Source organism: Enterococcus sp. AZ040 (genome assembly GCF_050499185.1).
Classification (GTDB): Bacteria; Bacillota; Bacilli; order Lactobacillales; family Enterococcaceae; genus Enterococcus_D; species Enterococcus_D entomosocium.
Genome location: NZ_JBMHEW010000001.1, coordinates 2,349,654 through 2,364,583, shown reverse-complemented (window position 1 = coordinate 2,364,583; position 14,930 = coordinate 2,349,654). Strand labels below are relative to the sequence as shown.

At 47.0% G+C, this 14,930-nt stretch carries 10 protein-coding genes; 5 read left to right on the top strand and 5 right to left on the bottom strand.

Features of this window, described 5'->3' with window-relative positions; genetic code table 11:
- Position 1 precedes the first annotated feature (1 nt).
- The 3 genes from IGK63_RS10855 to IGK63_RS10845 form a co-directional block, all read right to left on the bottom strand.
- The gene (locus IGK63_RS10855; protein ID WP_005234736.1) at positions 2 to 940 is read right to left on the bottom strand and encodes an AAA family ATPase; all 939 of its coding nucleotides are present in this window, start codon (positions 938 to 940) and stop codon (positions 2 to 4) included.
- Positions 941 to 1,132: 192 nt separating this feature from the next.
- Complete coding sequence (locus IGK63_RS10850) at positions 1,133 to 2,974, bottom strand: FAD/NAD(P)-binding protein (protein WP_016613588.1); 1,842 nt, start codon at positions 2,972 to 2,974, stop codon at positions 1,133 to 1,135.
- A gap of 37 nt (positions 2,975 to 3,011) precedes the next feature.
- Positions 3,012 to 4,007, bottom strand: coding sequence for an ROK family protein (locus IGK63_RS10845; protein ID WP_016613587.1), 996 nt, complete (start codon positions 4,005 to 4,007; stop codon positions 3,012 to 3,014).
- 172 nt (positions 4,008 to 4,179) lie between these two features.
- Here IGK63_RS10845 and IGK63_RS10840 point away from each other — a divergent pair, with 172 nt between their 5' ends.
- Complete coding sequence (locus tag IGK63_RS10840) at positions 4,180 to 4,986, top strand: Cof-type HAD-IIB family hydrolase (RefSeq protein WP_034872313.1); 807 nt, start codon at positions 4,180 to 4,182, stop codon at positions 4,984 to 4,986.
- An 85-nt stretch (positions 4,987 to 5,071) separates the two neighbouring features.
- Here IGK63_RS10840 and IGK63_RS10835 read toward each other — a convergent pair whose 3' ends face one another.
- Together IGK63_RS10835 and IGK63_RS10830 are read right to left on the bottom strand one after the other, a co-directional pair.
- Positions 5,072 to 7,222 (bottom strand): GH92 family glycosyl hydrolase, encoded by a 2,151-nt coding sequence (locus IGK63_RS10835; protein ID WP_034872311.1) that lies wholly within the window; start codon positions 7,220 to 7,222, stop codon positions 5,072 to 5,074.
- A 5-nt stretch (positions 7,223 to 7,227) separates the two neighbouring features.
- Positions 7,228 to 8,280 carry a GntR family transcriptional regulator gene (locus tag IGK63_RS10830; RefSeq protein ID WP_016613583.1) on the bottom strand — a complete coding sequence of 351 codons (1,053 nt, stop codon included), beginning with the start codon at positions 8,278 to 8,280 and terminating at the stop codon, positions 7,228 to 7,230.
- A gap of 155 nt (positions 8,281 to 8,435) precedes the next feature.
- Here IGK63_RS10830 and IGK63_RS10825 point away from each other — a divergent pair, with 155 nt between their 5' ends.
- From IGK63_RS10825 to IGK63_RS10810, 4 genes are all read left to right on the top strand, one after another.
- Positions 8,436 to 9,725, top strand: coding sequence for a glycoside hydrolase family 125 protein (locus IGK63_RS10825; RefSeq protein WP_016613582.1), 1,290 nt, complete (start codon positions 8,436 to 8,438; stop codon positions 9,723 to 9,725).
- A gap of 73 nt (positions 9,726 to 9,798) precedes the next feature.
- Complete coding sequence (locus IGK63_RS10820; RefSeq protein WP_016613581.1) at positions 9,799 to 12,477, top strand: alpha-mannosidase; 2,679 nt, start codon at positions 9,799 to 9,801, stop codon at positions 12,475 to 12,477.
- A gap of 3 nt (positions 12,478 to 12,480) precedes the next feature.
- Positions 12,481 to 13,356, top strand: a complete 876-nt coding sequence (locus IGK63_RS10815; RefSeq protein ID WP_016613580.1) for an ROK family protein — start codon at positions 12,481 to 12,483, stop codon at positions 13,354 to 13,356.
- Positions 13,349 to 14,740, top strand: coding sequence for a glycoside hydrolase family 1 protein (locus IGK63_RS10810; RefSeq protein ID WP_016613579.1), 1,392 nt, complete (start codon positions 13,349 to 13,351; stop codon positions 14,738 to 14,740). Before IGK63_RS10815 ends, IGK63_RS10810 begins: the two co-directional genes overlap by 8 nt.
- The last annotated feature ends 190 nt before the right edge of the window (positions 14,741 to 14,930 follow it).

Sequence of the window (14,930 nt, the reverse complement as noted above, 5' to 3'; positions counted from 1 at the left end):
GCTATTTCCTCGTAGGGACAGGCACCCGTTGGATCATCTGTTTCATCAAATCTGAAAGGGTCTCCGCGCTAGCATGAACGCCGCCTTTCAGTAATAAACGATGACCGAAGACTGCTGGTAAAATTCGCTGCAAGTCTTGCGGCGTGACAAAGGTCCGTCCTTCCGTCAACGCTAACGCTTTTGCCCCTTTTAAGAAGGCGATCCCACCACGAGGACTGATACCAAGGTCAATGGCATTATGCTGGCGGCTCGCTTGAACCAGCTGCAATGCGTAACGGGCGACCCGCTCATCGACATACACGTCGTCCACCATCGCTTTCAAAGCGGTCACTTCATCAGCATGTAAAATGGTTTGGATCTGATCCAAGCTTTGCTGTCGTTTTCCAGTCAAGAGGGCGAGCTCATCTTGAAAATCTGGGTAACCGATATGCAGGCGGAACAAAAAACGATCCAATTGGGCTTCGGGCAAGGGATACGTTCCTTCATATTCGATTGGGTTTTGGGTAGCTAACACAAAAAAGTGGGGACTCAATGGGTACGTTTGATTGTCGATGGTGACATGATTTTCTGACATGGCTTCTAAGAGCGAGGCTTGCGTCCTTGGTGTGGTTCGGTTGATCTCATCTGCCAAGAGGACGGAGGTGAAGATCGGGCCGGGACGAAACTCGAACTGGTGGCTTTGGGAATTAAAAATCGACACACCTAACACATCGTTAGGTAAAAGGTCTGGGGTAAACTGTACCCGCTTGTAGTCACTTTGAATGGCTTTGGCTAACGATTTGACCAACATCGTTTTCCCAACACCAGGGATATCTTCGAATAAAACGTGTCCGCCAGCAAGCAGCGCAGCCACGGTAAATTGGATCACATCTCGTTTGCCTAAAATCACTTTTTCCACTTCTGCGATCAAGGCATCTATTTTTTGTAATTCAGCGGTCATCTGATAACCTCCCTACATTCGTTTCTTCCATTGTAACGGTTTTCTAGGACTGTCGCAATTTTCGTGTAACAATTAAAGAAAATTTCAAGAATATTCAAAAAAAGAAAAATCCTTTCTGCGGATTTGCGAAAGAAAAACAAAAAACTTCCGAAGCGTTTCCTCGGAAGTTTGCGTTTGATAGAAAAGAAGCGACTAGAAGATGTGGTGTAAGAGGTCAGCGGCGATCTGGTCCGCCTGCCGTAAATTCCAAGCATCGGTTCCTGGCTGAGCAGTGGCAGCCGTCAGCCAGTGGATGCCTTCTGTGGGAATCCCGAAACAATAGAGGGCAGTGTAGGGGCGTTCATCTGGTCCAAGGACCTGATTGGTCTCAGGATCGATGGCGATAGCACCCGTCTCAAAAGGCACCTCATTGGGTATCGGCAACCGGTGCGGGTGAATGATCCGATCGTTTAGCAGTTGCCGCAATAAGGAATTGTTGGTTCGACGAATCGCTGTCGATGGAATGCGGGCCTCAATTAGTTGCGTCGCGTGATAGCGTGTGTCGGGAAATCGCTTTGAATACGTACAATAAGCCTCCTCGATCTCAACAGTCATGTCAGGACCTAGTAAGGTCACCACTCCGGCTTCCATCAAGGCGACCAGTTCCTGCAGTCGTTGAACCGGCGGACCGATCGATAAAAAGCTGTTAAAGGGAACGAAAGACTGCCAAAAGAGTGTTTTCAGGTCTTTTGCTGGCATTAGCTGATGATCGAGAACAAACCGAATCGGGTCACGCAGATCTTTGAAGACTTCCAAGGCACTGCTGATAGGTCCCGCTAGATTGCCTTTTTCGGCATCTTGGATTTGGGTACGTAATAGCGCAATGAAAAAGTCTTGCAAGGACTGCTGCTCTTTCTGAGCAAAGGGATCGGCTAGTTGGTGCCATGACCACCATTCCCTCTTAGGAAGCTGCCATTTTTTTAGCAAGTCTTCAGATCCTTCCGTGGCAACAAAGGCGGTGGTAAAAGCGTCAAGCTGCTCTTTGTCAAGCCGCTGTTTTTCTAAAAGCAGCGTCTGATAATAGACGAGTTCTGCCTCTTTCTTTAAATAGAAGAGCAGTGTCTTGCCAGCAACCGTTTTGGCTGCTTGCCAAGCAGCTAGGCGTTCAGGGGTCAAAAAAACGGGCTTTCGCTGCTGCGTTGGTGTTTTTTGATTGCGGCCACGAGGATGATACGGGACACCCCGACGAGAACCGGCGATGATTTGCGGTTCTTCACCAGAAGGTTGATAGACGAGGGATTCATTGACTTTGACGAAGGTTCCGCCCCGACCACTGGTCAAGCGGGTGACGTAATCGTAAAAGGCAAGTCCTAGTCCCCGTAAAATCACAGGTTCTCCGGCTTTCACAGCCGTTAGATCCGTATCTGCCGCATTGGCTGGCGGTGCATAAAACCAGCCATTATTTTCTGCGGCAGCCGCCAATTGTTGTTCCCCTGATGACAGTTGGGCCTGTGAATGGCCTGTAGCTAAGACGACGGCATCAACAAGGAATGTTTGGTGAGCCGTCGTCAACTGGTAGCGATTTTTGGAAAGAGGGATCAAAGAGCTGACACTATCTGACAGATGGTTGACGGTAATGGATTCAGGTAGCTCTATTAACAACTGCTGATAAAACCACTGTTGATAGAGTCCATATAACGCCCGCGAGCAATGCCCGTTAGGATCAAGTGAATCAAGTGCTGTGCATTTCGCAATGAGCTCAGGGGCATGCGTGGCTGCGAAATGTTTCCCTTCTGTCACTGCCCATTCGTATAAGGTAGGTCCTTTGACCACGGGGCCGCCGGTGCTTAATGTGTCATCCGTGAAAAGAGTGACTTGGCTGGTCACAGAATTCAATAGCAAATCTGCCGATTGGTCCGTGCGCCAAACTGCCCCAGGAAGAAAAGGATCAAACAGCAGCAAGTCGATGGCTTGTTTGTTTTGTTTGCTATGAGCAATCAGCCGTTCTGAAAGTGAAAGTCCACGAGGACCAGCACCAATGATCGCTATTTTCATATCACACCACCTCAATTATTCTATGGTCTTTGTGTCATCAACGGGCTAAGTCAAAAGGTGTCTTGCGGAAAATCAGCCAGTGCATGCCTAGCACCATGGCTTCCTCGATAGCATCGATATAATGGAAAGCGGGCTGATTGGGTTGTTGCTGCAGCAATGGATTTTTTTGGATCGCGTCTAAGAGATCGGTTTTTACTGCATCACTGCTGGCTAAAATGATACAGTGGGGGGCAAAAGCTGCATTGTAAAATGGCAGTAAGCTTGTCAGGCGCTGGACCAAAGCCGTGCGGTCTTGCGGTGCCCCTTGATCCAAGTAGCCGGGTAAAAATTTTGCCTCTCCCGCTAGGGCATCTTTTCCTTCTAAAAGCGCACCATTGACTAGGAGCGTGATACCGGGCATGCTTTTTTCAGGATTGTACATGCCAACGATGGTTTGCTGCAAGGAGATCTGTTGGGCGATGCAATAGCCGATCGTTAAAATATGGGCATCGTTTTGACAGTAGAAGGGCAGTGCAGTGACCTCTGCCACGAGGGCTGCCAGCTGCCAGCCGTTAAATTTTTCATACCAGCTGGAAGTCACGGTTCCTCCACTGATTTTTCCTGGTAAAAAGAGGGCGATCTGTTCCACAGAAGGAAATAATGCCAGCTCGTTCGTTACACATTCTTGAAAGCGATGAGGGGCAACATCAGGAAAGGGCTGGTCGTGTTTTGCCAAAACCTTCCCCTTGCGGTCGATCAGCATGGACCAAAGAGCCAAGGAGCCATCGTGATCGATAAAGCTAAGCAAAAGAGAATGACCTCGGTCTTGATTTAGCTGATAGGTCACTGCTGGTCGTCCTAGCTCTTTTTGCTCCAGCGGACCTTTCGTGATTTCCCCCTCTGTTAACAATTCTTTTAATAATGAGTTAGTGGTGACCATGCTGATGCCGGTTTTCTTCACTAAATCGGAGGCGAATAATGCCCCGTTTTGAAACAAAGTTTTTAAAACCAGCTGTTTGTTTTGCTGGCGAATGGTATGGGTGGTAGAAGCCATAAATGTTCTCCTTAATGAAGTGATTTAATTAAGTATACCGACGGGATGAAACGATGTAAAGTTTTTAAAAGACTGACTTGACGGAAAACTTGAAAATAAGTATACTTAATTAATAACGTTAATTAAGTAATTTGGAATGAAGAGGACACGAGGTAGAGGGGAAGAGAAACGTATGATCAAATTAGTCATCACAGATTTAGACGGTACATTTTTGAACAGCCAAGGCAGTTTTGATCGGCCTTATTATGAACAAGTCAGCCAACAAATGAAAGAAGCGGGTGTTGCTTTTGCTGCGTGTACCGGCAAACAGTGTGAACGAGTGGAAGAACTGTTTGGTGAAGCAGCAGCGGATGTTTGGATTCTTGGGGATAGCGCGACCCGCATCAAACATCAAGGAGAGTACATCTTTGAATCGCTGCTGCCAAACGAATTAGGGCGGCGGATCATTGCGAAGCTCGCTGCGATTGCGCAAGATCATGTGATCATCGCTTGTACACCGACTGCGGCGTACATTGCTGACACAACCAATGAAGCGGATGCGCAGAAAGTGCGTGGCTCTTATCGGGTGGTCAAAACGGTGGCGGATTATCAAACTATCACAGAAGATTTTGTGAAGCTCACTATTTTTGATCCCAAACTACGTTGTTTTGAGCATGTCCAACAGTTAAGCGAATTTACCAATGAAGCGTACATCGTAGCTTCGGAAGCCGCTTGGATCGATATCACCAATCAAGGCGTCCACAAAGGAACGACTGTGGCACACTTGCAAGAATTGCTGCACGTCACACCCGAGGAGACAATGGTTTTCGGCGATGGCTTGAACGATTTGGAGTTGATGGCAGCTGGCACGTTTAGTTTCGCCATGAGCAATGCCTTTGAGGAAGTCAAGGCAGCGGCAGCGTTTGTGACCAAATCAAACGATGAAAATGGCGTGCTGAAAACTATCGAACGTCTGTTACCGCTACAAATGAACCAATAAAAAAATCGCTCCCTGGCAGGGACAGCGTGCACTTTCAATTGACTGAAAGTAGACTGCTGCCTGTTGCTAAGGAGCGGTTTTTTCGTTATGCATGTGGTTGACTGACGCTATAAGGATAGGCATCGGCTGACCACTCTTTGCTGCGAGGGACGATACCTAGCTGGAAGTTCAATGTACCACCGGCAGTCAATTCTTGGTGGGTGAAAAATAATCGCTCGAAGGGTTCTTCGTTCAATGTAATTTTATCCACGAAGAGCTGTTGCGGCGCATTGGGCGTGCTCTTGATCACTAAGTCTTTGCCTGAAGCAAGATGCAGTGTTGCTTGATCAAATAAGGGCATGCCAATGACATATTCGCCTGTCCCCGGTGTGACTGGATAAAAGCCCAAGGCATTGAAGATGTACCAACCAGCCATGCTGCCGTTGTCTTCATCGCCAGGAAAGCCTTTTGGTGAGTCATTGAAGCACTGTGTCAGTAGCTGCTTGATCAAGGGCTGTGCCATTTCTGGTTTGCCCAAATAGCTGAATAGATACGGATAGTGGAAGCTCGGCTGATTGGAGATCGCCAGCTGACCAAAATCGAGTGCGGCCATCTCACTCATTTCATGGATCTCGAACCCATAGCCTTCTGTCGTATAGCGAGGTTCTTGATTGCACAAGTCGATCAGTTTTGCTTCAAAGGCCGCTTTGCCGCCGTGTGCAGTGATCAAGCCAGCGAAATCATGGTAAACAGCAAAACTACTTTGCCACGCACTGCCTTCTGCATAATCCAAGCCCCAGCGTGTGTCACTAAACTCTGGACGAAAAGCGCCATCTGGGTCTTTTGCCCGCATAAAGCCGGTCTCCTGATCGAAAATGTTGCGGTAATTTTGCGATTGCTGCTGATAATAGTCTGCTTGCTCGTCACCCAGCTGTTGCGCGACTTGTGAGATACAAAAATCACTGTAACAATAATCAAGGGTGTGATTGACCGATTCATGATGCGTCAATGGCACATACCCGTAAGTCAAATAGTCCGTCGTGCCGCGCCGACCATAATTGGGATTTTCACTTTGGACGGTGGCACCTTTTTTCATCGCTGCTAAAAATTCGGGCATCAAATCGGGACGGATACCTTTTACTGCGGCATCAGCGATCACGGCATCGATCAGCGTCCCGGGCATCAACCCCCGCTCATCAGGTGATAGCCATTTTGGTAAAAAGCCGCTTTCGCGATAACTGTTCAAAAAGCCTTCCAGCATGTCTTCCAATTGTTCGACAGCCAAGAGTGAAAAGAGCGGGTAGACAGTTTTATACGTATCCCAAAAGCCGTTGTTTGTGTACAGTGGTCCTGGTTTGATCGCTTTTGCCAAGGTATCCCAGTGCACTTTGCGACCCTCTTGATCGATTTCGAAGAAGGTTTGAGGAAACAAGAATAAGCGATAAAAATTATGATAAAAAGTAGAAACTTGTGCTTGATCGTGATGCTCGATCTCGATTTTTTGCAAAAAATGATTCCATTGCTGTTGGACAGAAGCCAGATAATCGGCAGGAGCCCATTGCTGTTCCCGCTGCAAGTTCAAACAAGCTTGTTCGCGACTGAGAAACGAGGTTGCAAAACGGATCGTCTGTGTTTGGCAATCATCAAAGCGGAGAACGACGAAGGCTTCTTTGCCTGTCAAGGCACCTTCGATCGCCGTGATGGGTGTTTCAAAACGATAGACGAAATGGATGGTGAAGCTTTCGTCTTCGCATCCTGAAAATACGATCAGTTGACCAGCCACTGTCTGTTCATCCAACTGTTCTAAGACATAGTCACCCGGCAGTGACAAGCCAAGACCCGGCTGATCCCCGCAGTTTTCAATAGACAGCACACCGCCATACATACTGGGAATCAAAGTCGTTGTTGTTAAATACCGCTGCGTCTTGATTTTAAGAAAGGCTGGATTAAAGGTGCTTTCTTCCGGACGATACGAGCTTTGCGCATGGAAAAGGGTATTTTCAGAAAGCGTGCCGTTTATCGGCAGCATCGTCAGATGGCTGAAATCACCCATCCAAGGGCTAGGCTGATGGGTGATGCGAAAGCCCTGAAAGGTTCGATCTTCTGGATGAAACCACCAACTGCCTCGTTGATCGCTGGTTTGCGGGGCAAAGTAGTTCATGCCAAAAGGAACCCCTGTATAAGGCAGGCAGTTGCCATGGGAAAAACTATATTGGTTGTCTGTTCCGTGTCGTGTGTCGATCATTGATACGTTCACTTGGTTCACTCCTTTAATTGGGTTGATTCTCTTTTGATCAAAGAAACAGCCACTAAATGGGTGGTCGTCTCCGTTGGTACTGGGGGTGCTGCCTTCGCAGCGTTGATTTTCTCAATCACTTGGTTTCCTGCCAAGCGCCCCATCTCCGCAAAATTCTGCCCGATGGTCGTTAGTGCTGGATCAACGAGGGCAGCGGCTTGGATATTATCGAAACCAACCAGGGAAATGTTGGCAGGGACGTGCAAATCTGCTTGACGCAGTGCACGCATCAATTCGATGGCGATCAAGTCATTTTCACAGACGGCTGCCGTGACCTGATGTTCTTCCAGGTAGGCAAGCGCATTTGCGATACTGGCAGTAGCGTCGTCTAGCTTGGTGCGAAAGGTTCTTTGGTTTTTTTTCAGCGCATCGATGTAACCTAGATAACGCTGACGGACGGATTGTGGATGGTGGGTATCACCAAAAATATAAGCGATCCGTTGATGCCCCAACGCAAGTAAATGCTCCGTAGCTAGCTGTCCACCTTGAAAGTTATCTGGCATGACCGCTGGAAAATCAAACTCATGCAGCTTTTTATCTAAGGTCACGATAGGAAAGTGTTTTTCAGCACATTCGAACAGCAAGTCATAGTAAGAAAACGTATTGCTGGCGTAATAGATCAGGCCGTCGAATTCTTGCATCAGCTCAGCTGCCGTCGTTTTTTCCAAATAATCCACTGGTGTCATCAAAAGTTCAAAGCCGTGTTCTTGCATCACGGGGTAAATGCCTTCGGTAAAGTTTCCTAAAGAGAGATCATTGGCAAAGGGCAAGACAAACAAAATTCGTCCAGTCGCTTTTTTTTCCTTCAATTCTCGGACAAAGCTGCCGCTGCCTTGCACGCGATAGATCAGCTGATTTTGTTCCAGTTCCGTCAAGGCTCTTTTAGAGGTGATCCGACTGACTTGGTATTGTTCAGATAGTTCTTTTTCAGTAGGGACACGACTGCCCGGAGCTAATCGCCCTTCAACGATGGCTTCGTGAAGCTCCGAGTAAATTTTTTTATATAATGGTTGTTTCATAAGAAAACCCCTTTTGATATATCATATTTGTTAGCATACCATAAACCGATAAAAATGAAAACCCTTTAATTATTTTGAAAAAGCGCTAGACATTCACATGATTCATGATATACTAGGTTCGTAAATTGATATATCAAATCAGGGAAGGTGATGGAATGGTTTATAAAGAAATACCAACTTCAGTAGCAACATTTATGGAAACGATTACGGATCTATGCGGAGAAACGCATGCCGATTGGGCGAAAAATTTTAATGCAGCTTTTGCTAATACACTATTAACGACGGTCAAGCGTCATGAGGATGGCACGACCTTTTTACTGACGGGGGATATTCCAGCCATGTGGCTGCGAGATTCCACTGCGCAAGTTCGTCCGTATTTAGTGATCGCCAAAGAAGATGAAGACTTAGCAAGTATGATCAGCGGGTTGGTCAAGAAGCAATTCTACTATATTACGATCGATCCTTACGCAAATGCCTTTAACGAATCAGCCAATGGCGCTGGCCACCAAACAGACGATACAGAAATGAACGATTGGATCTGGGAACGCAAATATGAGATCGATTCTTTGTGTTATCCGATCCAACTGGCCTATCTGCTATATAAAAACACAGGCAGAACAGATCAGTTCAATGATGATTTTGTAACAGGCATCAAAAAAGCCTTGGAGGTGTTTGTAACAGAACAAAACCATGAGGAATCCCCGTATCGCTTTGAACGGGATACCTGGCGAAAAGAAGATACCTTGACTCATGACGGCAAAGGCGCGCCGGTGAAACCCGTTGGCTTGACTTGGTCAGGTTTTCGACCAAGTGATGATGCCTGCAAATACGGCTATTTGATTCCCTCCAATATGTTTGCGGTGGTGGTCTTAGGCTATATCCAAGAAATCTTTACGACGGTTTTAGAAGACACAGCGATCGTGGCACAAGCGAAAAAATTGCAAGCAGAGATCGAAGCAGGGATTAAAGCATACGGGTTGACCAAAAATCAAGCTGGCGAAGAAGTCTACGCGTATGAAGTGGATGGATTCGGCAATGGCACACTGATGGATGACAGCAACGTGCCGAATTTGATCGCTGCCCCTTACTTGGGGTATGGCAGTATGGAAGATCCCCTTTATCTTCAGACCCGTAAAACGTTGTTAAGCAGTGAAAATCCGTATTTCTATGAAGGCAAATACGCTAAAGGCATTGGCAGCTCTCATACGCCAGAAAATTATGTGTGGCCGATCGCCATGGCAATGGAAGGCATGACCACCACTGACAAAGAAGAAAAGAAACGAATTTTGGATCAGTTAGTGGCGACAGATGCGGGTACAAATTTGATGCATGAAGGGTTCGATGTCGATGATCCTTCGCAATACACGAGAGAATGGTTCTCTTGGGCGAACATGATGTTTTGTGAATTGGTCATGGATTATTTCGATATCCGAGTGGAAAAATAAGCAGCACGACCCACGACCGTTCGAGTGACACAAAAAGCAGTCCAACGACGCAAACAGCGAGGAGTAAAAATCAATGAAGAAACAAGTTTATATCATCTCTCACAGCCACTGGGATCGGGAATGGTACATGCCTTACGAACAGCATCACATGCGGCTAGTTGAATTGATGGATGATCTTTTAGAGTTAATTGAAAATGACCCTGAGTTCCACAGCTTCCATCTAGATGGGCAGACGATTATCTTGGATGACTATTTAGAAGTGCGACCTGAAAAACGCGAAGCGGTCAAAGCGGCCATCAAACAAGGAAAATTACAGATCGGTCCGTTTTATATTTTGCAAGATGACTTTTTGATAAGTGCTGAATCAAACACCCGTAATATGCTGATTGGAATGGCAGAAAGCAAAAAGTGGGGCACCCCTGTTATGTTGGGGTATTTCCCAGATACTTTCGGCAATATGGGGCAAACCCCGCAAATGATGCTGCAAGCCAATCTTGAAAGTGCTGCATTTGGACGTGGCGTCAAACCAATCGGCTTTGACAACGAAGTTTTACCCGATGATCAATTTACTTCCCAATATTCTGAAATGCATTGGGAAGGTCCAGATGGCAGTCAAATCTTTGGTCTACTTTTTGCCAACTGGTACTCCAATGGCAATGAGATTCCAGTGGATAAAGCAGAAGCCAAAGCTTTTTGGACACAAAAACTGCAAGATGTAGAGAAATTTGGTGCCACCAATCATTACTTAATGATGAATGGGGTCGATCATCAACCTGTCCAAAAAGACATTTCGGCAGCGATTCGTACAGCTAACGAGCTTTTCCCAGAGTATGAATTCAAACACGCCAGCTTTACCGAATACCTTGAAGCGGTGCAAGCAGATCTGCCAGATGACCTAGGAACTGTCACAGGTGAATTGACCAGTCAAGAAACCGATGGTTGGTATACTCTAGCCAATACCGCCTCTTCCCGAGTCTATCTGAAACAATGGAATACAAAGGTTTCCCGCCAATTAGAAAATGTCGCTGAACCATTAGCAACTATGGCTTATGAAGCAAGCGGCAGCTATCCTCACGATATGTTGGATCATGCGTGGAAAACACTGATGCAAAATCATCCTCACGACAGTATCTGCGGCTGTTCAGTGGACGAAGTACACCGAGAAATGATGCCGCGGTTTGAAAAAGCCAATGAAATTGGTAAGTTCGTGGCAGATGAAGCGTTACGCAATTTAGTAGCCGCCATCGACACGAGCAGGTTTCCTGAGGAGAGTCGTCCCTTTGTGGTCTTCAACACCACTGGCAGCACCCGTTCTGGTTTAGTGGAAGTCGTGATCGAACTTGAGCGTAAAACATTCCGTGAAGGATTGCCAAGCAAGCTTTACCACGAATTATTGGCGAAGCCAAAAGGTTCTTATTCGGTGATCGATGAACAGGGGAAACCTGTTGCTGCGATCATCAGTGAAGAAGAGGTCCTTTTTGACTATGAATTGCCTAAAGATGCCTTTCGGATTCCTTTCATGAAACGCTTTGTCACGGTTCAAGTAGAAGCAAACCAGTTGCCGGAATTTTCATGGCAGACCTTTGCCCTAGTGGAAAAAGCCGCTACGCCAGTAGAGAGCGCACCGATCGTTTCAGAAGGAGGGCGTAAACTTGCCAACGCACATTTGGAAGCCGTCATTACTGAAAACGGCAGCTTGACGATTACAGACAAAGCAACCCAAAAAACGTATCGCAATTTACTGGTTTTCGAGGATGTGGGGGATATCGCCAATGAGTACATCTTCAAACAACCAGAAGGGGATCAAGCAATCTTATCGACGCAATTTCCGCATCAGGTGACGATCGAACAAAACGATCCGCTGGTGGGAATTGTGCGACTGACACAAGAATTACAGATTCCTGTTTCAGCAGATGACCGTTTGTTAGAAGAACAAAAAGCTGTCGTCGATTTCCGTTTCCGTAAAGCACAGCGGAGTCAAGAATTGGTTGCTTTCAAGATCGAGACGGAGATTCGCTTAGAACGAACCAGCAACCGCCTGGCATTTAAAACCACCGTCAACAACCAAAGCAAAGATCACCGACTGCGGGTTTTATTCCCAACAGGGATTATCACGGATTTCCATGAAGCTGACAGCATTTATGAAGTCGTAAAACGGCCGAATCAGGTTTCCAGTCATTGGGAAAACCCAACGAATCCGCAGCATCAACACGCCTTTGTCAACTTGCATGATGAAACAGGCGGCATGACGGTTTCTAATTTTGGTTTGAACGAATATGAAATCGTGAAGGATCAGATCTGCTTGACCTTGTTGCGCTGTACGGGAGAGCTAGGCGATTGGGGCTACTTCCCAACACCAGAAGCGCAATGCTTAGGCAGCCACACCTTTGAATATGGCGTAGCCTGTCATGGGGCTCCTGAAGAACGTTATGAAACGTATCGCCAAGCACAAGCTGCCCAAGTTCCTTGGACGGCAAGCCAGACCGACAAGCATCAAGGCAAGCTAGCCAGCAGCAACCAATACATGGAAGCTCATGGAACGACGGTAGCTATCACCGCCTTAAAACGCAATCGCCAAGACCAGCAGATCGTTTTGCGGGGCTATAATTTGGCGGATCAAGCCACTGCCTTTCATGTGCAAAAAGAGCAGGCGACACTCTGTCTGTTGAACCTATTAGAGGAAGAACAAGCATCGTCCGTCAATGAGCAATTACATCCATATGAAATTCGAACCATTGGAGTAAAGGAGTGAGAAATGATGGTTTACGGAGGAATTGAAGCCGGCGGCACAAAAATGATTTGTGCCGTTGCCGATGAACAGCTGACGATCATCGCCCAAGAGTCGATCCCAACGACAACGCCAGAGGAAACGTTAGCGGCGATCTTTGCCTTTTTCGATCCCTACGATCTCGTGTCATTAGGGGTAGGTTCCTTTGGTCCGATCGGGATCGATCCAACCCAAGCGACCTATGGCCACATACTAGCCACGCCGAAACAGGGCTGGCAGCAGTTCGATTTTCTCGGTGCGTTGAAGAAGCGCTACCCAGAGACAGCATTTGCTTGGACAACAGATGTCAATGCTGCCGCTTATGGAGAATTACGCCAAGGAGCGGCACAAGGCAAAGACAGCTGTGTCTATTTGACGGTAGGGACCGGCATTGGCGCCGGGGTCGTTCGTGAAGGAAAGATTTTCGAAGGGATCGGTCATCCAGAAATCGGTCATACCTATGTCAAACGCCACAGTGAAGATATGTATGCTGGTACATGCCCGTATCACGGCGACTGTTTGGAAGGATTAGCCGCAGGGCCTTCTTTGGAAGGACGTACGGGGATCAAAGGACAAGACTTGCCGCAAGCGCACGAGATTTGGGGGTTGCAGGCCTTTTATCTAGGGCAAGCGCTGGTCAATATCACGTTAACTTTAGCACCTGAGATAATCATTTTAGGCGGTGGGGTCATGAATCAGCCGCATTTACTAGCTCAAATCCAACAAGCCTTCCTGAAACAAATGGCAGGCTATATGGAGACACCACCAGTGGAAGACTACATCGTCACTTGGGGCTTGCCGAACAAAAGTGGCATTATCGGCTGTCTCTTGTCAGGCAAAGAGCAGGTGACTGCCCATGACTAACCTGCATTTTCCTAAAGATTTTTGGTGGGGAGCCGCTGCCAGCGGTCCGCAAACTGAAGGACGAACGGCCGATGATGGCAAAGGCGATTCGATTTGGGACTATTGGTACGCAACGGAACCAGAACGCTTTTATCAAAAACGGGGACCCAAAGATACCGTCCAGCTGCTGCAGCGTTACCCAGAAGATGTAGCATTGATGAAAGAGATCGGCTTTAATTCTTTTCGAACCTCGATCCAGTGGAGTCGCTTGCTGCCAGAAGGAAGAGGAGCGGTCAATCAACAAGCGGTGGCGTTTTATCGCGAGTACTTCGCCACTTTGATCGAAAATGGCATCGAGCCTTTCATCAATTTGTATCATTTTGATATGCCGATGGCACTGCAAAAAGAAGGCGGCTGGCTCAATCGCGAGACTGTCACAGCATTTGCAGATTATGCCGCTTTGTGTTTTGAGTTGTTCGGTGATCAAGTCCGTCATTGGTTCACGCAAAATGAACCGATTGTGCCAGTGGAGATGGGGTATTTGTATCAACAGCATTACCCAGCAGAAATCAACTTGGCACATGCGGTGCAAGTCGGCTACCATGAAGCACTCGCCAGCGCTTTAGCGATCCAACGCTTCCGTCAGTCTCAGCAATCAGGCGAAATCGGCATCATCTTGAATTTGACACCGACCTATCCGAAAGATCCGAATGATGAAAAAGATGGCCAAGCGGCGCAACTGGCAGATGCCTTTTTCAACCGTTCCTTCTTAGATCCAGCGGTCAAAGGCACCTTTCCGGAAGAATTGATCACTGTCTTAAACGAGTTGGCGATCATGCCAGAAACCAGAGCAGAAGATTTGCAGATCATTAAAGAAAACACGGTCGATCTCTTGGGGGTCAACTATTATCAGCCGCGGCGGGTGCAGCAAAAGCGTTCTGCCAAAACAGCGGACACTCCAATGCCAGAAGATTACTTCGATGTTTATGATTGGCCAGAAAAGAAAATCAATCCCCATCGAGGCTGGGAAATTTATGAACGAGGCATTTATGATACCTTGATCAACCTACGAGACAACTACGGCAATATCCCTTGTTATATTTCAGAAAACGGCATGGGAGTCGAAGATGAAACACGCTTTATCGATGCCAGCGGTCAGATCCAAGATGAGTACCGCATCACCTTTATCAAAGATCATTTGCGGTATGTTCACCAAGCAATCCAAGAAGGCAGCCGGTGCCGCGGGTATCACATGTGGACTTGCATGGATAATTGGTCTTGGCTGAATGAATTCAAAAATCGTTACGGGTTTATTGCCGTTGATTTGGCTACCCAAAAACGCACCATCAAAAAGTCAGGTGAGTGGTTCCGCGAAGTGATTCAGCAAAACGGCTTTGTCGATTGATCCTTTGTAAAAAACAACTCAATGAAGCGTCCTATCTTGCAAAAGGTAGGACGTTTTTCTGGTTTTTAGAGAATAAAAACAAAATATAAACAAAGACCTTTAATTTGTTTCATTTTATCTTTAGTTTGTTCCTTATTTTTTAGGGATGAAAGCGTTATTCTAGTAGCATGAAGGAGATGATGAGATGTGA